This window comes from Flammeovirga pectinis (assembly GCF_003970675.1).
Classification (GTDB): domain Bacteria; phylum Bacteroidota; class Bacteroidia; order Cytophagales; family Flammeovirgaceae; genus Flammeovirga; species Flammeovirga pectinis.
Genome location: NZ_CP034562.1, coordinates 2,668,936 through 2,688,247, shown reverse-complemented (window position 1 = coordinate 2,688,247; position 19,312 = coordinate 2,668,936). Strand labels below are relative to the sequence as shown.

Annotated in this window: 17 protein-coding genes and 1 riboswitch; of the genes, 3 read left to right on the top strand and 14 right to left on the bottom strand. The window is 31.0% G+C overall.

The genetic code is table 11. The annotated features are described in order from the left end of the window. Positions 1-3 precede the first annotated feature (3 nt). The gene (locus EI427_RS10710) at positions 4-369 is read right to left on the bottom strand and encodes a BlaI/MecI/CopY family transcriptional regulator (RefSeq protein WP_126614436.1); all 366 of its coding nucleotides are present in this window, start codon (positions 367-369) and stop codon (positions 4-6) included. 243 nt (positions 370-612) lie between these two features. Here EI427_RS10710 and EI427_RS10705 point away from each other — a divergent pair, with 243 nt between their 5' ends. After that, positions 613-993 (top strand): energy transducer TonB, encoded by a 381-nt coding sequence (locus EI427_RS10705; RefSeq protein WP_126614434.1) that lies wholly within the window; start codon positions 613-615, stop codon positions 991-993. Positions 994-1,077: 84 nt separating this feature from the next. On the opposite strand, the gene EI427_RS10700 is transcribed toward EI427_RS10705, so the two are convergent. The 9 genes from EI427_RS10700 to EI427_RS10660 form a co-directional block, all read right to left on the bottom strand. Then, positions 1,078-2,028, bottom strand: coding sequence for an HlyD family secretion protein (locus EI427_RS10700; RefSeq protein ID WP_126614432.1), 951 nt, complete (start codon positions 2,026-2,028; stop codon positions 1,078-1,080). A gap of 25 nt (positions 2,029-2,053) precedes the next feature. Continuing rightward, a complete protein-coding gene (locus EI427_RS10695) occupies positions 2,054-2,317 on the bottom strand; it encodes a DUF3302 domain-containing protein (protein ID WP_126614430.1) in 264 nt (87 codons plus the stop codon). A 215-nt stretch (positions 2,318-2,532) separates the two neighbouring features. Further along, a complete protein-coding gene (locus tag EI427_RS10690) occupies positions 2,533-4,503 on the bottom strand; it encodes a YgiQ family radical SAM protein (protein ID WP_126614428.1) in 1,971 nt (656 codons plus the stop codon). A gap of 288 nt (positions 4,504-4,791) precedes the next feature. Beyond that, a complete protein-coding gene (locus EI427_RS10685; RefSeq protein ID WP_126614426.1) occupies positions 4,792-5,880 on the bottom strand; it encodes a lysylphosphatidylglycerol synthase transmembrane domain-containing protein in 1,089 nt (362 codons plus the stop codon). 144 nt (positions 5,881-6,024) lie between these two features. Continuing rightward, positions 6,025-8,073 carry an ATP-binding protein gene (locus tag EI427_RS10680; RefSeq protein WP_126614424.1) on the bottom strand — a complete coding sequence of 683 codons (2,049 nt, stop codon included), beginning with the start codon at positions 8,071-8,073 and terminating at the stop codon, positions 6,025-6,027. Beyond that, complete coding sequence (locus EI427_RS10675; RefSeq protein ID WP_126614422.1) at positions 8,048-9,154, bottom strand: FIST signal transduction protein; 1,107 nt, start codon at positions 9,152-9,154, stop codon at positions 8,048-8,050. Before EI427_RS10675 ends, EI427_RS10680 begins: the two co-directional genes overlap by 26 nt. Before the next feature lie 32 nt (positions 9,155-9,186). Beyond that, positions 9,187-10,857, bottom strand: coding sequence for a S41 family peptidase (locus tag EI427_RS10670; RefSeq protein ID WP_126614420.1), 1,671 nt, complete (start codon positions 10,855-10,857; stop codon positions 9,187-9,189). 23 nt (positions 10,858-10,880) lie between these two features. Beyond that, positions 10,881-11,189 carry an iron-sulfur cluster biosynthesis family protein gene (locus EI427_RS10665; protein ID WP_126614418.1) on the bottom strand — a complete coding sequence of 103 codons (309 nt, stop codon included), beginning with the start codon at positions 11,187-11,189 and terminating at the stop codon, positions 10,881-10,883. A gap of 167 nt (positions 11,190-11,356) precedes the next feature. Then, positions 11,357-13,837 (bottom strand): muramidase family protein, encoded by a 2,481-nt coding sequence (locus EI427_RS10660; RefSeq protein ID WP_126614415.1) that lies wholly within the window; start codon positions 13,835-13,837, stop codon positions 11,357-11,359. A gap of 897 nt (positions 13,838-14,734) precedes the next feature. On the opposite strand from EI427_RS10660, the gene EI427_RS10655 reads away from it, so the two are divergent. Beyond that, on the top strand, positions 14,735-15,592 hold the full coding sequence (locus EI427_RS10655) for a sterol desaturase family protein (RefSeq protein WP_126614414.1): 858 nt from the start codon (positions 14,735-14,737) through the stop codon (positions 15,590-15,592). Here the strand turns inward: EI427_RS10655 and EI427_RS10650 are convergent. The 3 genes from EI427_RS10650 to EI427_RS10640 all read right to left on the bottom strand — a co-directional run bounded on the left by EI427_RS10650 (position 15,579) and on the right by EI427_RS10640 (position 18,006). Beyond that, on the bottom strand, positions 15,579-15,923 hold the full coding sequence (locus EI427_RS10650) for a hypothetical protein (protein WP_126614412.1): 345 nt from the start codon (positions 15,921-15,923) through the stop codon (positions 15,579-15,581). The two genes, EI427_RS10655 and EI427_RS10650, sit on opposite strands and share 14 nt — an antisense overlap. Positions 15,924-16,175: 252 nt before the next feature. Beyond that, positions 16,176-16,757 (bottom strand): PhnA domain-containing protein, encoded by a 582-nt coding sequence (locus tag EI427_RS10645; protein WP_126614410.1) that lies wholly within the window; start codon positions 16,755-16,757, stop codon positions 16,176-16,178. Positions 16,758-16,899: 142 nt separating this feature from the next. Continuing rightward, the gene (locus EI427_RS10640; RefSeq protein ID WP_126614408.1) at positions 16,900-18,006 is read right to left on the bottom strand and encodes a cytochrome-c peroxidase; all 1,107 of its coding nucleotides are present in this window, start codon (positions 18,004-18,006) and stop codon (positions 16,900-16,902) included. Between the two features lie 151 nt (positions 18,007-18,157). Continuing rightward, positions 18,158-18,264, top strand: a riboswitch (SAM-I-IV-variant riboswitch). Positions 18,265-18,320: 56 nt separating this feature from the next. On the opposite strand from EI427_RS10640, the gene EI427_RS10635 reads away from it, so the two are divergent. Beyond that, complete coding sequence (locus EI427_RS10635; RefSeq protein ID WP_126614406.1) at positions 18,321-18,542, top strand: hypothetical protein; 222 nt, start codon at positions 18,321-18,323, stop codon at positions 18,540-18,542. A gap of 5 nt (positions 18,543-18,547) precedes the next feature. On the opposite strand, the gene EI427_RS10630 is transcribed toward EI427_RS10635, so the two are convergent. Next, positions 18,548-19,132 carry a hypothetical protein gene (locus EI427_RS10630; protein WP_126614405.1) on the bottom strand — a complete coding sequence of 195 codons (585 nt, stop codon included), beginning with the start codon at positions 19,130-19,132 and terminating at the stop codon, positions 18,548-18,550. Between the last annotated feature and the right edge of the window lie 180 nt (positions 19,133-19,312).

Sequence of the window (19,312 nt, the reverse complement as noted above, 5' to 3'; positions counted from 1 at the left end):
TATTTAGTCTTTTTTATCGTTATCAATATCTTTAAGAAGATCCTCTAATTCATTAATATCAACATCTTCTTTTTTAGCAAAGAAAGACACCATATTCTCAAAAGACCCACTGAAAAAGCGACCTACAAAACTCTTAAGATATTGATGAGAATACTGTTCTTTACTCATTAATGGATAATATTGATGCGATTTTCCAAACGTCTGATGTCCTACAAATTCTTTTTGTTCTAGTATTCTAATAATAGTAGAAACTGTGTTATAAGCAGGTTTAGGTACGGGGAGTTGTTCAATGATATCTTTAACAAAGGCTTTATCAAGATCCCATAAAACTTGCATTACTTGTTCTTCTGCTGTGGTTAACTTTTTCATATAGTTACTTTTTATTTATTGCAATGTATAAACTAAATCTTTAGTTTGAAAATTTTAAACTATAAACTTAGTTATATAACTATATTTGTAGTTTAAATAACGTTGTCTATCTATATAGAGTGACCATAGTCATTAAAAATTGGTAAGTGTAAGCATTACGTTTTATTATTTAATGTTGTTACTTAGTGTTACGTTAATGTTAAGGAATAATGAACTGTATATTTATAATTAAAATAAAACAAAATGAAAAAGTTATTTACACTACTCGTTTCAATAATAATTACAGCCAATGTATTTGCAGATGATGATAAGCCATTATTTAAATATACTCAGGCAAAGGCTATTAATTATGACGAAATAACACAGACAATAAATTACCCTAAAGTAGGAAAAGATTTAGGTATTGAAGGAAGTGTTAAAGTTAGAGCATATATTAATGTAGAAGGTGATGTAGTTGATTATGAAATTATGAGAGGAAGTGAAACTAGGTTAGCTTCTGCAGTTGAAGATGCAATTATGAATTTAACTTTTGAACCAACAATAGTTACAAATACAATAACAGGAGAGCAACAAGCTGTACCAAGTTGGGTAATTGTCCCTTTCAATTTTTCTTTAGAATATTAATACATTAGTTTATACATTATTAAACCCTTATTGAAGATTCTATTCTCCAATAAGGGTTTTTTCATGACTTAAAAAAATCAAAAGTTATGCACCTATAATCCAGAAGTAGTATAAATCTGAATGCATTCTTAATTCAATTTTTCTAATAATTTCTAAAACGTCTATGCTATGATCTGTAATGATAGCAAACCTACCAGAAGTACCAAATTTTAATTTTTCAAGAACATCATTCTTTAAAGCAACTTTAACCATTATATGATCTTCTTCTTGAAATTGATTACTTGATGGTAACAATCCTGAAGGACTAAATTGTGCTGAAGAAGAACCATATAAAACAGTTTCAACTTCACCAGGAAATACTTCTCCTGGGTACATTCTGTTAATCATAAATACAGAATCGCCTTTATGTACATATTGCATACCAGCTTGATCTACAAAGCCATATACCCATTTTTTTTCATTAGAAATTAAAGACATTACAGGCTGTTTCAATTTAATATAAACTCCTTCTCTTAATTGTAAATTGGCAATAACACCATTAAAAGGAGCTTTAATTTTAGTGTCTTTAATTAATTTTAATTGAATTGCTTTTTCAGCATTTAATTTTTCAATAGTATGTATAACATCATTGTATTGTTGTTTAGAAACAGCACCAACAGCGCTCAACGTTTTATATTCTTTAAGGTATTCTCTTTGTTTACGAAGGTCTGCATTAATAGATCTTAGTTTATCTTGAAAACGTGTATCATCAAGTTCAAAAAGTAAATCACCTTGTTTAACTTCTTGCTGATCTTCTACATATACTTTTTCAACTTGCCCTCCATATTCAGGAGCAATTTGAAGTACATATTTTTGCACCATTACTTCTTCAGAATCTGGAGTATATAACCCCAATAAAATGATTTCAAAAAATATAGCAGCAACAGGTATTAAATATCGAATTCCTTTGGTAAGAAGTGTATTCGGAAGTAGTTTAAATTTGTCGAAAATCAACCAAGTCCCAACAAAATAGATTGTTAAAATTGCAATATCCATGTTATTAAATTTTTAAGGTGATTGATTAAGAAAGCTCGGTATTAGGTGATGTATTAAAATCAGGATTTTTAGGGTCATAGTAGGCCCAAATTATAGCTGCAAGAAAAAGTGGAAATAAAAACAGACCAGAAAATGTCATTGCTTTTATTGCTTTAACTTGTGAGTGGTGGTTCTTTTTTGCAATATCAACAGGTATCTCATGTATAAGTAAAATACCCCAAATGATGGCTATTATTCCAAATAAAATAAAGAACCAGCTAAAGAAAATATATAGTGTCTCAGAATCCATTTTATTAATTGTTTAATTACTAACAATAAAAATAACGGAGGCTCTAAAAAAAAGTTAAATGAATTTTCTAAATAAAATTAAATCAAATAAATTAGTTTGATTTTAAACTAATTTATGATATGTATTAATCATATTTTGATAATTGGCTTTGGCTAAAATAAAAAATGAGTAAAAAAAAGGTTGCTCTAAATGAACAACCTTTTTGAATATAAATATTATTTTCTTCTTTTCTTACTTCGACTTTTTACTTTACCATTAGTTGGAGTAGTAGAAGTTTTAGTAGACGAAAATTTACTTTTGGCAGAAGGATTTTTCTTTTGATCACGCTCATCTTTTTTCATTTTAGCATGATAGGTTAGTAAGTCTTCAGCCATTTTAGAGTTTCCTGTTTTACGAAGAGTATCTCTAATCCAAGCTTGATTTTCTTTTTTATACCAGAAGAAAAATTTATTCTGATCTTTTTTACGTCTAGGATCTTTTACCGTGTTAACTGGCTTTAAAGTATAAGGGTGTACTCCAGAATAATAAATAACTGTAGCGACAGTCATTGGGGTAGGAGTAAAATCTTGTACTTGTTCTAATTGAAAGCCCATTTCTTTGGTTTCTAAAGCAAGGTTTGCCATATCTTGCATTTCACAGCCAGGGTGACTTGAAATAAAATAAGGAATTAATGGTTGCTTTAAACCGTGTTTTTTATTGACCTGTTCAAATTTTTCTTTAAACATATGGAAATACTTAAATGAGGGCTTCCTCATAATTCTAAGTACAGGGTCTGACGTATGTTCTGGTGCAACTTTTAGCCTACCAGGAATATGTCTTGTTACCACTTGCTCCATATATTCATTTAAACTTTTTGTCTCGTCAGCTTTGTTATACTCACTTACTAAAAGGTCATAACGAATACCGCTACTTACAAATGCTTTTTTGATTTCAGGAATTTCATCTACTTTTCTGTAGAGTTTAGTCATTGCTTTATGCGATGAGTCTAAATTATCACAAACCACTGGATGTATACAAGAAGGGCTCACACAACGGTCACAAATAGATTGTACCTTACCTTTCATTTTGTACATATTAGCACTAGGCCCACCTAAATCACTTAAATACCCTTTAAAATCAGGCATTTTAGTAACTTCGTTGATTTCTTTAATAATAGATCCTTCAGAACGGCTAGCAATCATTTTACCTTGATGTGCGGATATTGTACAGAAACTACATCCTCCAAAGCATCCTCTATGCATATTGATAGAGAACTTAATCATATCAAATGCAGGTATTGGCCCTTTATTCGAATATTTTGGGTGAGGTAATCTTGTATAGGGTAGATCGAAAGAAGCATCAATCTCCTTCTCCTTCATTGTTTTATAAGGAGGATTAATTACCAATCTTTTATCACCAATATTTTGAATTAAACGATCTGCATTTTGCTTATTTGATTCTCTCTCAATAAACTTGAAGTTAGAGGCAAATTTAATTTTGTCTTCCAAACATTCTTCATGCGACTTTAATTCTAAATTATTCCAATGTACACCTTTTGGAATATCTTCTTCAATAGGTTGAAGAATAGCTGTTTGCTGAATTGTTTTTAAAGACGTCATAGGAACTCCTTTAGCCACCAACTTAATGATTTGCTTTAAAGGTTGTTCTCCCATTCCATATACTAAAATATCAGCTCCAGATTCTTGTAATATTGAAGGCTTTAATTGGTCAGACCAATAATCGTAATGTGTAACACGACGTAAAGATGCTTCAATACCTCCAATTAATACAGGTACTTCAGGATATAATTCTTTTAATATTTTTGTGTAAACTACTGTTGCATAGTCAGGTCTATAACCTGCTTCTCCTCCAGGAGTATACGCATCATTAGATCTTTTTCTTTTGGCTGCTGTATAGTGGTTAACCATAGAATCCATACAACCTCCAGTAACACCAAAAAACAGATTTGGTTTACCTAGTTTTTTAAAATCTCTAAGGTCATCTCTCCAGTTTGGCTGAGGGACAATACCTACGCGTAATCCTTCAGACTCAACAAGTCTAGCAATTACTGCTGCTCCAAATGAAGGATGGTCAACGTAGGCGTCGCCAGATATTATTATTACATCTAAGCTATCCCAACCACGCAATTCCATTTCTTTCTTCGTGATTGGTAGCCAATCTGATATGTTATTTTCTTTTTTTATCATAAGTATCAAGTTCGGTCAGCAAATTTCGGAAGAATGTAGTTAGGAAACGCAGTTTACTTGCATCTATTTATGAAATAACTGTAAATTTTTTATAAAATAGATTGATAATCAGTTGTTTCGTTTATTTTCTTTGAAAAAGTTACATATGTATTGATACTATCGACTTGCAATTGTCTAAAAACATTGAACACACGATATTTGTAATAGAAAGATTCTTTCCTGTTAAACCTATCAACCTATTATCAATAATTACTTATTAATTAGCAAGAACTAAGTTTTAAAAAGAGCTTAGTTCTTTTTTGTTGCGGTTTTTTGTAACCACCTCGGTAAAATAAATACGCCTATTAATAGGTAGGCATAATAGGTGAACAATCGCCAAAATAGAGCAACAACTAATACAATACCTCCATTAGAGAAAAATTCTTTAAAGAACTCGCCAAAGAAGTATTCTGCTGTTCCAGCACTACCCGGAGTAGGAGATACTAACATTACAATCCACATAACTATTTGTCTACCAAATATTAAGAATTGATTATGAATATCTGTAGACGTTAATGTAAAAAGGTCTATATGTAAAAACGCATTGATTAAGCAATTGAGCATTGCATAGCGTGCAGTCCAAATAAACACTGTTGATGAAATAACTTTTATCCAATAACTTTTTGGATGTCCTTTCAATTCATTAGCAGCTAGAATCATTTCATTACCACTTTTAACGGCACTCTTTCTCCATCTTTTTGTAAAGCGAGTTGAAGTTAAAAACCAGAGGAATTTTTTAAATGATTTTGGACCAATAAAAAGTCCCCATGCCATTAATAGTGTATAGAGAAGGATTAGTGTAACACTAATTGCAAAGAGTTGTTTTAAACCAAGGGTAAGCCCTAGAATTTCTGCAGAGTAATTATTTGCAGGAAATATAGAACCAGGAAATAAAGCTATAACTAATAAAGAAGCAGTAACAAAAAAGAGATTATCTAAAACAGCAGTGAGCATTACAAAACTGAGGGCTTTCCCGAAAGGAATCTTTTCTTTATTCATAATAAAGACTGCCAATGTAGTTCCTCCAACAACAGATGGAGTAACAGCAGATGCAAACTCCCAAAGCATGATAACGTAAAAGCTAGAATTCCAATTTAACTTTTTATCAGTTAGTTCTCTTATCCGATACATGTAGCCAAAGTCTCTACCAAATAACACTAAGAACGAGGCGAATACCCACCAAAGGCTTAAGTTTTTTAAATTGTCTACAATCACATCATAGTTTATACTATCATCTGACGATATCATGTAAACTAACACACCAAGTCCTACTAAAATTGGCAAAATAATCTTAGTTGGACTAAAATTACTTAGCATTTTTTGCTGTTGTGTCTTCATTGACTTACCTATTGTTTAATCTTAAGTAGCAAAGGAAAATAGATAACTACATTAAGGGAATAACTGCTTTTAATTATTAAGATGTAAAAGTAAAAGCAATATTTATTATAAAGTAATTTGCAATGATATTTTAAGTCAAAATTATCACTTTTTATAAATTAGCTGTAGTAGTTTTTGTAAAAGTATATCTGGATCAAAAGGTTTAGAGGCAAAATCATTAAAACCTTTTCTCTTAAGGTTTCTAATTTCATCGCTTGCAACATCTGCTGTTAATGCTATAATCGGGATATTTTGAAAGTATTCACTTTGCATATTTCGTAACAATAGAGTTGCTTCAAAGCCATCCATTATTGGCATCTGAAGATCCATAAGAATTATATCAAAATCTAATGCTCCAGTTGTTAAAGCTTCAATGGCTTCTTGTCCGTTTTTAGCAACAATGGTTTCTGCTTCCCATCTTCCTAAAAACTCTTTTGCAATCAATATATTGAACTCATTATCATCTACGAGTAGTACTTTCTTATCTTTTAGATTACCTGAAATCTCATTCAATTCAGCTTTCTTTTTTGTAATACTTTCTTGGTCAGCAGCAATATCAAAAGGTATTGTTACTATAAATTCAGTTCCTTTACCAACCTTACTATTTACTTCCATGCTACCTTCTAATAAATCAACGAGTTTTTTTGTAATACTTAACCCAAGTCCAGTTCCTCCAAACTTTCTAGTAGTGCTATTGTCTGCTTGTGTAAAAGCTTCAAATATTGCACTTATCCTATCATCAGAAATACCTATGCCGCTATCTTTAATAATAAATTGATAGACAATTGTTTTCTGGTTATTAAATGTGCTTTGAACAGAAAGTTCAACCCCTCCTTTTTCTGTAAATTTTATTGCATTAGATAATAGATTTAGAAGTATCTGTGATAAACGAGTAGGATCACCAATAATAAAATTAATTGGGGTTTTGTTAAATATTAAATCAAATGCAATATTTTTTTGCTCTGCATTGTCAGAATGCATAGAGAATATATTTTCAAGAGTCTCTGGAAGAGAAAAACGAATTTTTTCTAAATTGACCTTGTGTGCTTCTAACTTATTAAAATCAAGTATTTCATTAATTAGACGTAGTAAGTTATCGGCAGCAAAACGCATCATTTCTAATTTCTTAGATTGATAGGTATCTAAAGCAGTATCAATTAATAAATTAATAGAACCAATAATAGAGTTCATTGGCGTTCTAATTTCGTGGCTCATGGTAGATAGAAATTCCATCTTAACCTCTGCTAATTTCTCCGCCTTTTCTTTTTCTTCTTTTAATTTATTTTCAATACTTTTTCTGATAGTAATATCCATACCGTAGATGTTTACATATCCATACTCCGGTATTGGTTTTACGGTTAAAGTATAATATCTACCCTCAATTACTTGCTCATAAACTTTAATAGAATTAGTGCTTAGAGATTCACTAAACATTTTGGAATATACCCATTGTAATTCTTTAAAATGATCTGCAATTTTTTCTGCTGCAGAGTTTAAAAACAGAAGTTCTACATTATCTGTAAAACGAAGAACAGGGTAGGGGCTTTGAAGTGGAAATTTAGAAAGCATCATGATTTCATCACTCATGGCTTTCGTTTTATTTACCTCATTTTCTAATTTTAACTGATTTAAAGATGCAATTACAGAAACCTTAAACCTATCGAATACAACTCTCAGTTTCTTAGTTGCTCTATCTCCAATTCTTGTATCATCTATTACGCAAGAGTATAACATCATGCAACCAAAATTATCGAGTTGGTAAAGTAGGTATGTTCCTTCTTTAACAGTATTAGTGTTATTGATTAAATATTCTTGCTTAACAGAAAATGATTTAACCTCTTCTCCTTGTGCTCTATTAATAAAATGTTCTACAAATTCAGTCTGCTTTTTATTAATATCCTTAATTGGGAATTGTATAGTGCGGACCCAATCATCGGCTTCTATGTAAGAGGGTAGTAAGCTAATAGAAGCTTCTTTTATAGTTAACCCTTTTAACCAGATATTAGCAGAAGAAAGGCTCTTTCTACTGATTAATAACTTTAGGAAGTTTTCAATATTTTGTTTAAAATCAATAGTCTTCCCTGTTTGCAAAGCCAGTTCATACAAGAGAATCATATCTTGTAGAACATCATTTTTTGAATTTTGAGATAGCATTGATGACAAATGTTTTATTGAAAAATTCTATGTATTGGCCGTTTTCATAAGAAGAAATTTCTCCTAAAGATAAAGCTCCTTCTAATTTTATATCTGTAATATCTTCTACTAAAAGCTCTTTAGTTTGCTTTAAAGGCTCATTATATTTATTACCTAAGAACGATGCTCTAGAGAAACAGTCTATAATAAAGGGATCAATTTTTTGATCTAAATGAACATTTGAAATAGCAATTTGAGTAGCTTCTTTCGCAGAGTTAATAATCTGTTTTGTACTCGACTTCATAAGATACAATACAGAATTTTCTAAAACATGGCAAGGGAACTTTACGGCACCATTTTTTGAAATCTCAATTGGATCTCGAATTATATCTTCTTGCCCTTCTTTCGAAATTCCTATTGGGTGAGCTTGTGCAAGTGGGAAAAAATTTTCACTGTCTACTTTTTCTCCTGTAAGTTCCTCAAGTATGTTTTTATAGAAATCTGAGGCAGTTTCCCAATTAAACTCTTCTATATATTTATTTTCTGTTTTAGTCGCGATTATCGGACCGTACGCTCTTTCCCAACCATGTTTTATACCTAAATTAAAATCTTCTTCTACAAAACAGAGAATAGCACAATCGCTAAAAAAACCTTGATTTGTAAATACTGAAGGTGCTTTTTTTAAAGGAATAGTTCCACAACCTCCACCAAAATAATCATATTTACTACCGAGTTGGTTGTAAATATTTTCTATAATACTAACAATTTTTTCTGATAATCCGTCAATAAATAGAAAGCAACTTTTTGCTGTATTAGAAATTGACTCATATTTTAATTTGTTGTCATTCTTAACAATATAAGGTCCATCTACTAAAGTATATTTTTTTACGATTAAACCTTGGTTTATTCTCTCAGTTCCTGAAATTAATGAGGGAAATACACCTCCAAAACAAGTCATATTGTTTTGATTAAAAAGAGATATAAGCTGTGGTATTAATTCAGCTGATGCTTCAGAAACTAAAAAAATGTACAGGTCTTTATCGTTATGATCTTCTTTTAGTGTAGATAGTATAGAACTAGCATTAGTTTCTAAAAATAACATTTAATATTTTTTTATGAATAATCGAAAGTTATTTATCCTTCAGTTTTCTTTTGAATTGTATCTTGTGTAGCTAGGCCTTTTTCTATTAAAGATTTAGCTTCTTTAATCATAGGGTCTTTAGTATTCACAACTTTATAATACCCTTCATCTCCCCACATTGCTCTAGCTATCAAAACCTTGACTCTATGAGTAAGGTAATTATTTATAATTTGATCGTTATGCTTTTTTCTACGTTTTGTGATTCCATTTTCAACACTAAATTTCTCTAGTGCTGGAATTATATTGGCATCTTTATCAAAACTATTTATAAAGCTGTCCAACCCTTCTTCTTGTAAGGTTATATATCTATCACTTGCATAGTCTAATGCAAAATCTCTTAGCATGTCTGTATGCTCCAAAGTATAATAATAGATACCCATTGAAGTTGTATCAAGAGGGACGAAATTATCAGGAATAATACCTCCACCTCCATAAACTATTCTGTCTGCATCAGTTTTAAACTGGGGCATTTTGTCTAATTTAATACTGTCTTTATTAAAAAGTTCTCCACTTTTATAACGTTGGTTTATATCATCATCATAAGAAATTCCTTCTCCGTATGGTTTCTGAATACTTCTACCACTAGGCGTATAATATCTAGATATTGTTAAGCGTAAAAGAGAATTATCTTTAAGTCTAATTTGGCGTTGTACTAGGCCTTTACCGTACGTTCTTCTTCCAACAATTACCGCTCTATCATGGTCTTGTAATGCACCTGTTACAATTTCTGAAGCAGAAGCGCTTCTTTCGTTTACCAAAACAATGATAGGCCCATTAAAGTCTGGTCTTCTAACACTAAATTCTTTTTCGGTAAATTCTTTTCCCTTTCCTTCTGTGTAAACTATTAGATCATTTTTAGGAAGAAGGTCATCTGCAATTTTTACAGCCTGCCCTAAAAAACCACCTCCATTGTCTCTTAAATCAAGTACAAGATTATACATCCCATCAGATTTTAAATTAAGGAGTGCATTATGAAATTCTTCGTAAGTTTTTGTTCCAAACTTAGAAATTTTAATGTAACCTGTTTCTTCATCTAACATATAAGCAGACTCAACAGATGGAGTAGGTACTTTCCCTCTCGTAATTGAAAAGGCTAATAAATCGTTTTCTTTTTTTCTTCTGATACCAACATCGACAGTTGTACCTTTTTTACCTCTTAATTTTTTGACAATTTCTGAGTTAGTAATCAGTTTTCCTGCAATTGTATCACCGTTCACAGTAATTATTTTATCTCCAGCACGAATTCCAGTTTTAATTGATGGTCCACCTTTCATAACAGAAACAACCTTAAGCGTATCATCAATTACTCTAAATTCTATACCAACACCTTCAAAACCATCTTCTAATCTAGAAGCCATAGCATCTGCCTCTGTTGGAGGGACATATATAGTATGTGGATCTAAATCATCAAGAACATGATCGATAGCTTTTTGTGTAAGATCATTAATATCTACACTATCAACATAATATTTATCAACATAATTAAGAAGCTTTTCAAACTTTGTTGCATTAGAATCTACTGCCAAACGTTTAGATGATACGCTTGGAGAACGCAAGTGTGTTCCGATAATTACACCAATGCCAATAGACACGCCAATTACCAATGGAATCCATGCTTTTAATTCTAATAAGTTATCTTTTTTTGTTGATTTAGGTTCTGTCATGTTATGAGTTGAGTGCTAAAATATTACTGAGCAGTGACTTTGTTGAATACAAATCCGCGTTCGTCTCTTCTGTCCTCAAAATCTACTTCTAAGTCAATAAGAAATAGCATCTGTCGTTTATCTATTAAAACAGGTATATCTTTAGTAATATACTCAATATCTGTTTCTTTTTTAGTATCAAAGCCTAATGAAAAAGCTGCTCCTCCGCAACCTCCTCCGCCTTTAATACCAATACGTAATGAATAACCTTCAGGTACTTTCTTTTGGCTTAAAATATTTTTGACTTCTTCTGCCGCTTGATCTGTAATGCTAATCGGATTATCGATCTTCATAGTTATAAATAATTTATGGACAAGATTGTTTAAATGCAAATGGAATACTTGCTAAATACTTAAAATATTGTACGAATCTCGTAAAATCTTGAAAGTTCACAAAAAAAAGAAGTACGAATTCGGCTTCTTCCGAAAACATACTTCTTTAATAAGTTCAATAATTAAGTTTAGGCAATCAAACCTTGCCCTTTATTTGGACTTTTTGCAGAACTAAGATTGCTATGTAACATACTCGATCCTCTATCTGCAACTCTTTTATCTGCTCCGCCTTCTTTGTTTACGATTTCTTGAATTACTTCTTTTTCATCAATTCTAGTGAGCTGATCATAACTATGTAATCCTCTTTTTCGAGCAATAGTATTTATTGCATCAGAGAACATTTGCCCAGTTTTTACAATCCATTTATTAACAGTCATATCAATTGCAAAGCCTAAGCCCATTGCAGAGTTAATTATGTCTGTAATAGGTAATGACTGTGAAAAGCTCCCTGTATTAATTGCTAATTTTATTCCTAAAGCAGGTTTAGCATAGGCTTTTACAGCTTGTTCAATTTGTGCTTTTACAAGATCAGGGTGGAAAGCTGCTCTAATAAATGGTCCATATAATTGGTGGTCTCCTCTAAGTGCTTTCTCAGCCTCAATTCCTTTTAACTTGCCTTTTCCAGGGAAATCAATAATTAATTCACCTTGGTGTATATCATTATTTCTAGTAGTATAAGTGACATCAATACCTACATTTTGAAAAATTGATTTAAATAATGCAGGCTGGCTAACTTTCATTCTTGCAATAACGGGAGCTAATCCTCTACCTCCCCCTGCAAATTGGATAAATCCATAAGAGAAAAAGGCTTTATCATAACTATTTATAGCGTCAAAATTCCCCTCATGACTAGAGACTACTTGCATTGCAGATGCCAACGTTGTAGAAAGTCCAACATCAGTATATACTTTTAATGGAACTGCAGAAGGAAGGGATTTACCAATATAGCCCACGCCATCATAATATTGATTATATCCACTACGGACAAAGTTTTTAAATTCTGCCACTTTGGTTTCTCCAGTAATTGGGTGTGGGAATTTTAAAGTATATTTTGTGTACTCTCTTAAGAATTTGAATGTAATGTCATTATTTTCGATTACTCCATAAGTGAATTTATTTGTGCCCAACATTTCTGCTCTTGTCGCACTTTCTACCCACCAGTTTAATCTGTATTTATTTTGTAATTCTTTTATTGCTCCTAATGTTTTTGGTATGCGGCTACCAGGTACTACTCCACCATTTGATTGAGCGATAGCGTTTGCATTTTCGTTATGATTACTGTTCAGAATCCCCAACTGACTCAATCTATTTTGAATAGCAGTAATATCTGTCGGATTCATTTTATAGGATGCACCGACAGTACTTTTAATTCCACTAGATAAAGCAGCTTTACCGTCAACTTTTGTAAGTTGATAAATAGAACGGCCTTGTAGATTTTTGGTGTCTCCAACAGATTTCGGCTGTAGACTTTCTGAAGGAATCATTAATTGTTGACCTACATGTATTCTGCCATTCGGTAGATGGTTTGTATCTACTAATAACTGAGGACTTACTCCAAATTTAGTGGCAATTTTAGAAATATAATCACCTGTTTGAACAGTGTATACTTGATACCCTTGTGATTTTACAATTGGAGCTTGCGTTTCTTCTACCTCTTTTTGTCCTTCTGGTATTCTTAACTTTTGACCTACAAATATAGTAGCATCAATAGCTAAACCATTAGCGTTTAAAATAAGTGCAGGAGTTGAATTGTATTTTTTTGAAATGGCATACAAAGACTCTCCTTTACCAACTGTATGAACTCTTCTCGTATCAACTTTCTTAACTTCTGGTTTAGGAGTCTGAATAGTTGGTGTAGAAGATGAGGAAACACTACCATTTTTTACAATAAGTTCTTGACCAATTTGAATTGGAGTAGTGCTATTGAAACCATTTAACTCTAATAATCTTTGTGGGCTTATACCAAAAAGAGATGATATTTTATAAAGTGTATCTCCCTGTTGAACGGTATATACTTCAGATGATTTTTTTACTGTAGTTACTCCATTATTTGTAGTTGGAGTAGGGATTTCTATTGATGTTTTTTCTTCTCCTTTAACAGGAATCTTTAAAACTTGTCCTATATAAATTGGAGTGTTATCTGGGAAACCATTTTCGGCAAGTATTGCTTGAGGAGAAGTATTGTATTTTCTTGATATTCCATAAAGAGATTCACGTTTATCTACAGTATGTGTTTGTGCAGAGGATGAATTACTGTTATTTTGTACTTTTACTTCAGGAGTAGTAACTGATTCTGATGGTATTTTTAAGATCTGACCAATATATAAACCTTGATTTTTGGTGAGATTATTTGCAGTTAATATGGCAGCCGGACTTGCATTATATTTTCTACCTATTGCATAAAGTGAATCACCTTGTTTTACTTTATAGACAGTTTTTGATGTGCCCTCATTTTCATTAGATATATCTTGCCCAACTTGTATAACTTGGCCTATTTGGAGTGATGGTACACTAGCCCAATCATTAAAAGCTAAGAGTTCATTTGTTGTAACGTTATTTTCTCTAGCAATTTTATAAAGAGTATCTCCTGCCTTTACAGTATAATTCATATCAAACAGTTTTTGTCTATTGGATTAATTCAATAAGGATGAAATGATGTTTTGTGTAGTACTTTACTTAATATTTTATTTTAAAACATCATTTGTTATACAATTTATAAAACTCAGTTGATTGTTAATACAAAAATGAGATTTATTATAAAGATGGGAGAAAAGAAGTGGCTAATTATTGAACAAAAAAAAACTTACTAGCTAAATGCCAGTAAGTTTTAATAATATCTACTGTGTGTTAAAATGGGAGTATAAAACTCCATTTTTGGTATTGTAAGAGTAATTATCTAAGATAAATAAGCGCTCCTATTGTCATTTTTGTTAAAAATAAAGCAACAAAATAGTTCTTAATAATGTCTTGTATTTAAAATGCTATTGATAATTGGGGCAAATTAGGTTACATAAAAATTGGGCATAATCATAAATCACCATGGATTGTTTTTTATTAAAACAACCTGATATCTTGAGGTTTTAATTTAAAATATTGTGTAATTCGAAATGAGCTAGCAATGAGAGTAATAGTTAGTAATTGGGTAGTATCTATAATTTAATAACTGTTAATTTCTGTGGTCATGTTATAAGAAACGGCACTTATAATAAAAGGTTGCAAATGAATGTTATTGTATAGCTAATAGTCAGTAAAGAGAGGAATTAACCACATGTTATTGTTAATAAACAGGTTAGAATTAGCTAGAAAAATTGATTTATTTAAAGTTGTAATTTAATTATATCAATACAGTTGTATGATATTTAGATTCTATTGTATTAATCATGTGAATTTGATTTGTTTAAAAAAAAATGAACTTTTTTGCTTTCCTTAAATCATTTATGACTTTTCAATAGAGACTAGAGATGGAATTTTAAGTATATTGTTAATCAATTCAACTAAAAAGACACATGCAAGCACTCATTGATTATTTTTCTACGATGCCTTCTTTACACAGAACTATTTTATTGGTTGGTGGAATCACCTTTTTTTGGATGCTTGAAGGAATATTTCCATTATTCCAGTTTAAGAATATTAAATGGAAACATGCACTAACTAATATTTTCTTTACACTAACTACTGCAATAGTAAATTTATCTTTAGCTTTTGTAATGGTTAAAATTTCTGATTGGTGTGTTGCTCATCATTTTGGGTTTATGCAATGGACAGATCAATTTCCTCTCGCTATTACACTAATTGTAGGTTTAATGCTTTTCGATTTAATTAGTGCATACAGTATTCATTATCTAAACCATAATGTAAAGTGGTTTTGGCTTTTTCATATAATTCATCATACAGATAGAAATGTAGATACAACTACTGCAAATAGACATCATCCTGGAGAATCTATTTTAAGATTAATGGCAACCATTGCTGGCGTTTTTTTAATTGGAGTTCCCATCTGGATGATCTTTTTATATCAATCTTTATCGGTGGTACTATCACAGTTTAATCATGCAAATATTGTATTGCCAAATAAATTAGACTGTATTTTAAGTTTAGTAATTGTTACACCAAACATGCATCATGTACATCATCATTTCCAACAACCATTAACAGATACAAATTATGGTAATATTTTTTCTGTTTGGGATAGGCTATTTGGTACCTATGTAGAATTTGATAATAAGAAATTAGTCTACGGCATAGATACACATATGGCTCCAGAAGAGAATGGACATATTGGTAGCCTATTAAAAATTCCTTTTCAACAATACAGAGATATTCAAAAAATGAGTGAAGAGAAACGATCGACTACTGAGGAGTAGTACTCTTGATATAAACGGATGCTTCTATTTCTAAGCATTCGATAAATTCAATCCAACTACTTCTTACATCAGCATTTCTTAAATTAAAGTCATTTAGAATACTTTCAATTGATTTTTTTTTATAAAAATTATCTTTTGCAAGTACGCTTAAATGTTCCCTATAATCTACATTAAAAATTAAAAGGGCATTTCTAATTATCTCTTGCATTGATTGAAATCTCAATGTGGGAGCAATCTCTTCTACAATTTCATGTAGAGTGTAATTGGTGTCAATATTAAACCTATTAGAAGGTATATTATTGATGTAATTGTTTTTAGTTATTTCAGTCATACAGTTTGTCAGTATTAAGATTTTGGCATGAAATCTTTTGGTCACTACAAATAAATAAGAGATAGTTGAATAAAACAATAATATCAATCTGTTAATAACAAACCTTTAGTAAACGGATATAAACTTGTGTATATATACCTACTTGTTAGTTTAAAAGGGTTTCAACCGGTTGTTTAATTTTTACACTAAAAAAGTGATTCTTCAATTTTCATGAAAAATCACTTTTAAGTATATTTCTAATAGGATAGTAAGTTAAGAAGTCTTTTTAACGTACTTAGTTAAAATAACAATATGTTGACTATTAACTCTCCCTTCAATATGTTCAGCGTTATCATGTACTAAAGTGATATTTCTAACTGCAGCACCTTGTTTTGCGACCATACTAGATCCCTTTACTTTCAAGTCTTTGATTAAAACTACCGAATCTCCATTCTGAAGAATTGCACCATTCGCATCTCTGTGAACTACTTTTTCACTTTCATCAACACCTTCTCCTGTTGCTTCTGCCCATGCTTGTGTATCTTCATCAAAATACATCATGTCAATAAGATCTTGAGGCCACCCTTCAGATTTTAAGCGAGATAGCATACGCCACGCTAAAACTTGAACAGCAGTATTTTCATTCCACATACTCTCATTAAGGCATCTCCAATGGTTTGAATCCATTTTGCTAGCATCTTCAATTTGTTCTTGACAAGTTGAACATAAGTATGCATTATCAGCAGCATCTTTAGAGCTTTTTGGAGCAACTGCAAAAGGAGATAAGTTTTCTGTAGAACTACAAAGTTCACAAACAGAACCACTTCTTTTTTGGAGATCTTTTTCTAGACTCATCAGTTATTATATTAAGAAATGTGATAGAAGTAATATCATTTAATCACAAATTGTGATCAATTTTAAGCAAATTTGCATAAAATAAATGAGCTATGATAGAGCATAAACTTTTATTTAAAATCTAACTTAAGTTTTATGCATTTTAATCTTTGAAAGGATCTGAGAATGCTGGATTTGTAATAAAATCATTATCAGTTAACATATGTAGAAAAGTAATGATTGCTTCTTTTTCTGTCGTTGTTAAATGTAATTTTATAGGATCACCAGGAAAGATTGGTTCATTACTCGCTTCACTAATTAAGGGATCTAAAGTGTAGCTGTTTTTTATATGCTGATCATAATGTTCTAAAACTTCTTCTAGAGTAGAAAATCTTCCATCATGCATATATGGTGCAGTTAAAGCAATGTTTCTAAGTGTTGGAGCCTTAAATTTTCCTTCATCAAACCTATTCTTTGTAACAGCCATTAAACCTTCTTTGATGGTAGTATCATCATCAAGACCGTTATTATGAAACCCTCTAAAACTTAAAGGGTCTCCTGAAGTTAAAACTCCCAAGTGACAATCACCACAGTTACCACCTCTTAGTTCTCCTGCAATTGGATGTGTTAGAAATAAATCCATACCCAATTTTTCTTCTGCAGTAAGTTGATAACTTCCTTTTATATATTGATCATATTTTGAATTAGAAGAAATTAATGTTCTTTCAAATTGTGCAATTGCTTTTCCAATTCTATCAGCTGTTACTTCAGACGAGCCAAAAGCAAGTTTAAATAAATTGGTGTATTTGTCATCAATACTTATTCTATCAACAGCTTCTTCTAGTGTCAAATCCATCTCTAGTGGATTCTCAATCGGATCGAGGGCTTGTTCTTCAATACTAGCAGCTCTTCCATCCCAAAAAAAATGACTATTCCACATTAAATTTGTGGTAGACATACTACTAAAATCACCAATAAGTCCATGTATTCCTTCTGCTTTAGCTAATCCATCTGTAAATGCTTTTTCTTGAATATGACAGCTACCACAAGAAATAGTGTGATCTCTAGAAAGCTGTTTGTCATAAAATAACATACGCCCTAATTCAACTCCTTTTACAGTTAAAGGGTTTGTTTCAGGAAGAATATATTGTTTTCCAAAGTGAGACGGAATATCTAAAGGGTATGCACTATTCTGTTCCGAAGAAGGTTCTTCAGTACAACTTAGAAAGAACAGAAATACAATTAATAATGATTTGATTTTTGAAGGCATTGTAGAATAGGTTTGCTACTAATGTACAAAAAAATATTATTTTTAAAGGTGATTTTAAGCTGTATCATAAAACTAAATAATAGTTAATGAGTAAAGAATGGTTTGGTTTGTAAAATGAAGTTATGTAATCTTGTACTAAGAAATAATTATTTCTAAACATCAAGAACCTTATCAAAATGATGAAGGTGCCAACCGAGCAAAGCAAGCCACGGTGGCAAAATAGATGTGGTCTGATTCTAGACAAAAATAACAGAATCCCCCTTTTATAATTTTTGATGTTGAGCTTGCAATTATTTGTCATTAAAAAAACAATTATGCTCAATAAAAATCCATTTGATTTATCTCTAGAAGAGTGCTATCGTATTTTGAAATTTAAGTTTGCCACAAATAACGAAGAGGTTAAGTTTAGAAGTTTAACAATGGTTCAAGCTGAAAAGCTATTGGGTTTAAGAAATAATAAAGATCACTCAATTCCTAAATTTTATGGTAATGCTCTATTAGAGAAAATTGAGGAATCTATGACTGTCGAACAATAATATTTTTATAGTGTAGGAGTGCTAAAGCAAAAGTCTAATATATTAGTAGGTGAATTTTGATTAGAAACGGATATATTATTTTTAAGAGGATATTGTCTAATTATTTCACTCAATTTGAATGATAGGCTTGACATCTGATCTTTTGAAAATAGGTTATAACCACCTTTTCTATCACAGAGCCCAACAATAACTTTTGTATTACCTGTAATCTGTAAAGGTAGAAGAAGAGTAGAAAACCATGGTAGTCCATTTTTCTCTCTTTTTTCATCAAATAATAAATGAATATCTCTTAAAGATTTAGCAATAGGAAGATATCTATTTGCAGCTGAAGGAAAGACTTTAAAATTCCTATTAGGAAATGGAGACGTAGCTTGCTTTATACTATTATATTCTAAAAGTGTAGTGTAATTAACTATTCTTTGTTGACAATTAACAACACCAATAAACCCGTATTTACTCTTTGTTAAAGTAGTTACTTTATAAAGTATCTGATTCAGTAAATGCGTAGAATCTGTATTTGAATCAAGAGTTACAGGAAGTGATTGTATAAATTGATTCAGTGGGGTAAAAGGGGTAGAATCATAAGTCATCAATAATGCGTTTTTAAGTGTTGGTATTCTAATTACGCAATAATTAGTTAGACTAACTATAATGATGATTGAACTATATGTAAGTAATCTTATCAATTTTTAAAATATACTATTCTTTTAAAATTGGATATTGTTAAGTACAACGCTCACCTCTAATTTTAATCCAAAAAAGCAGCCCTA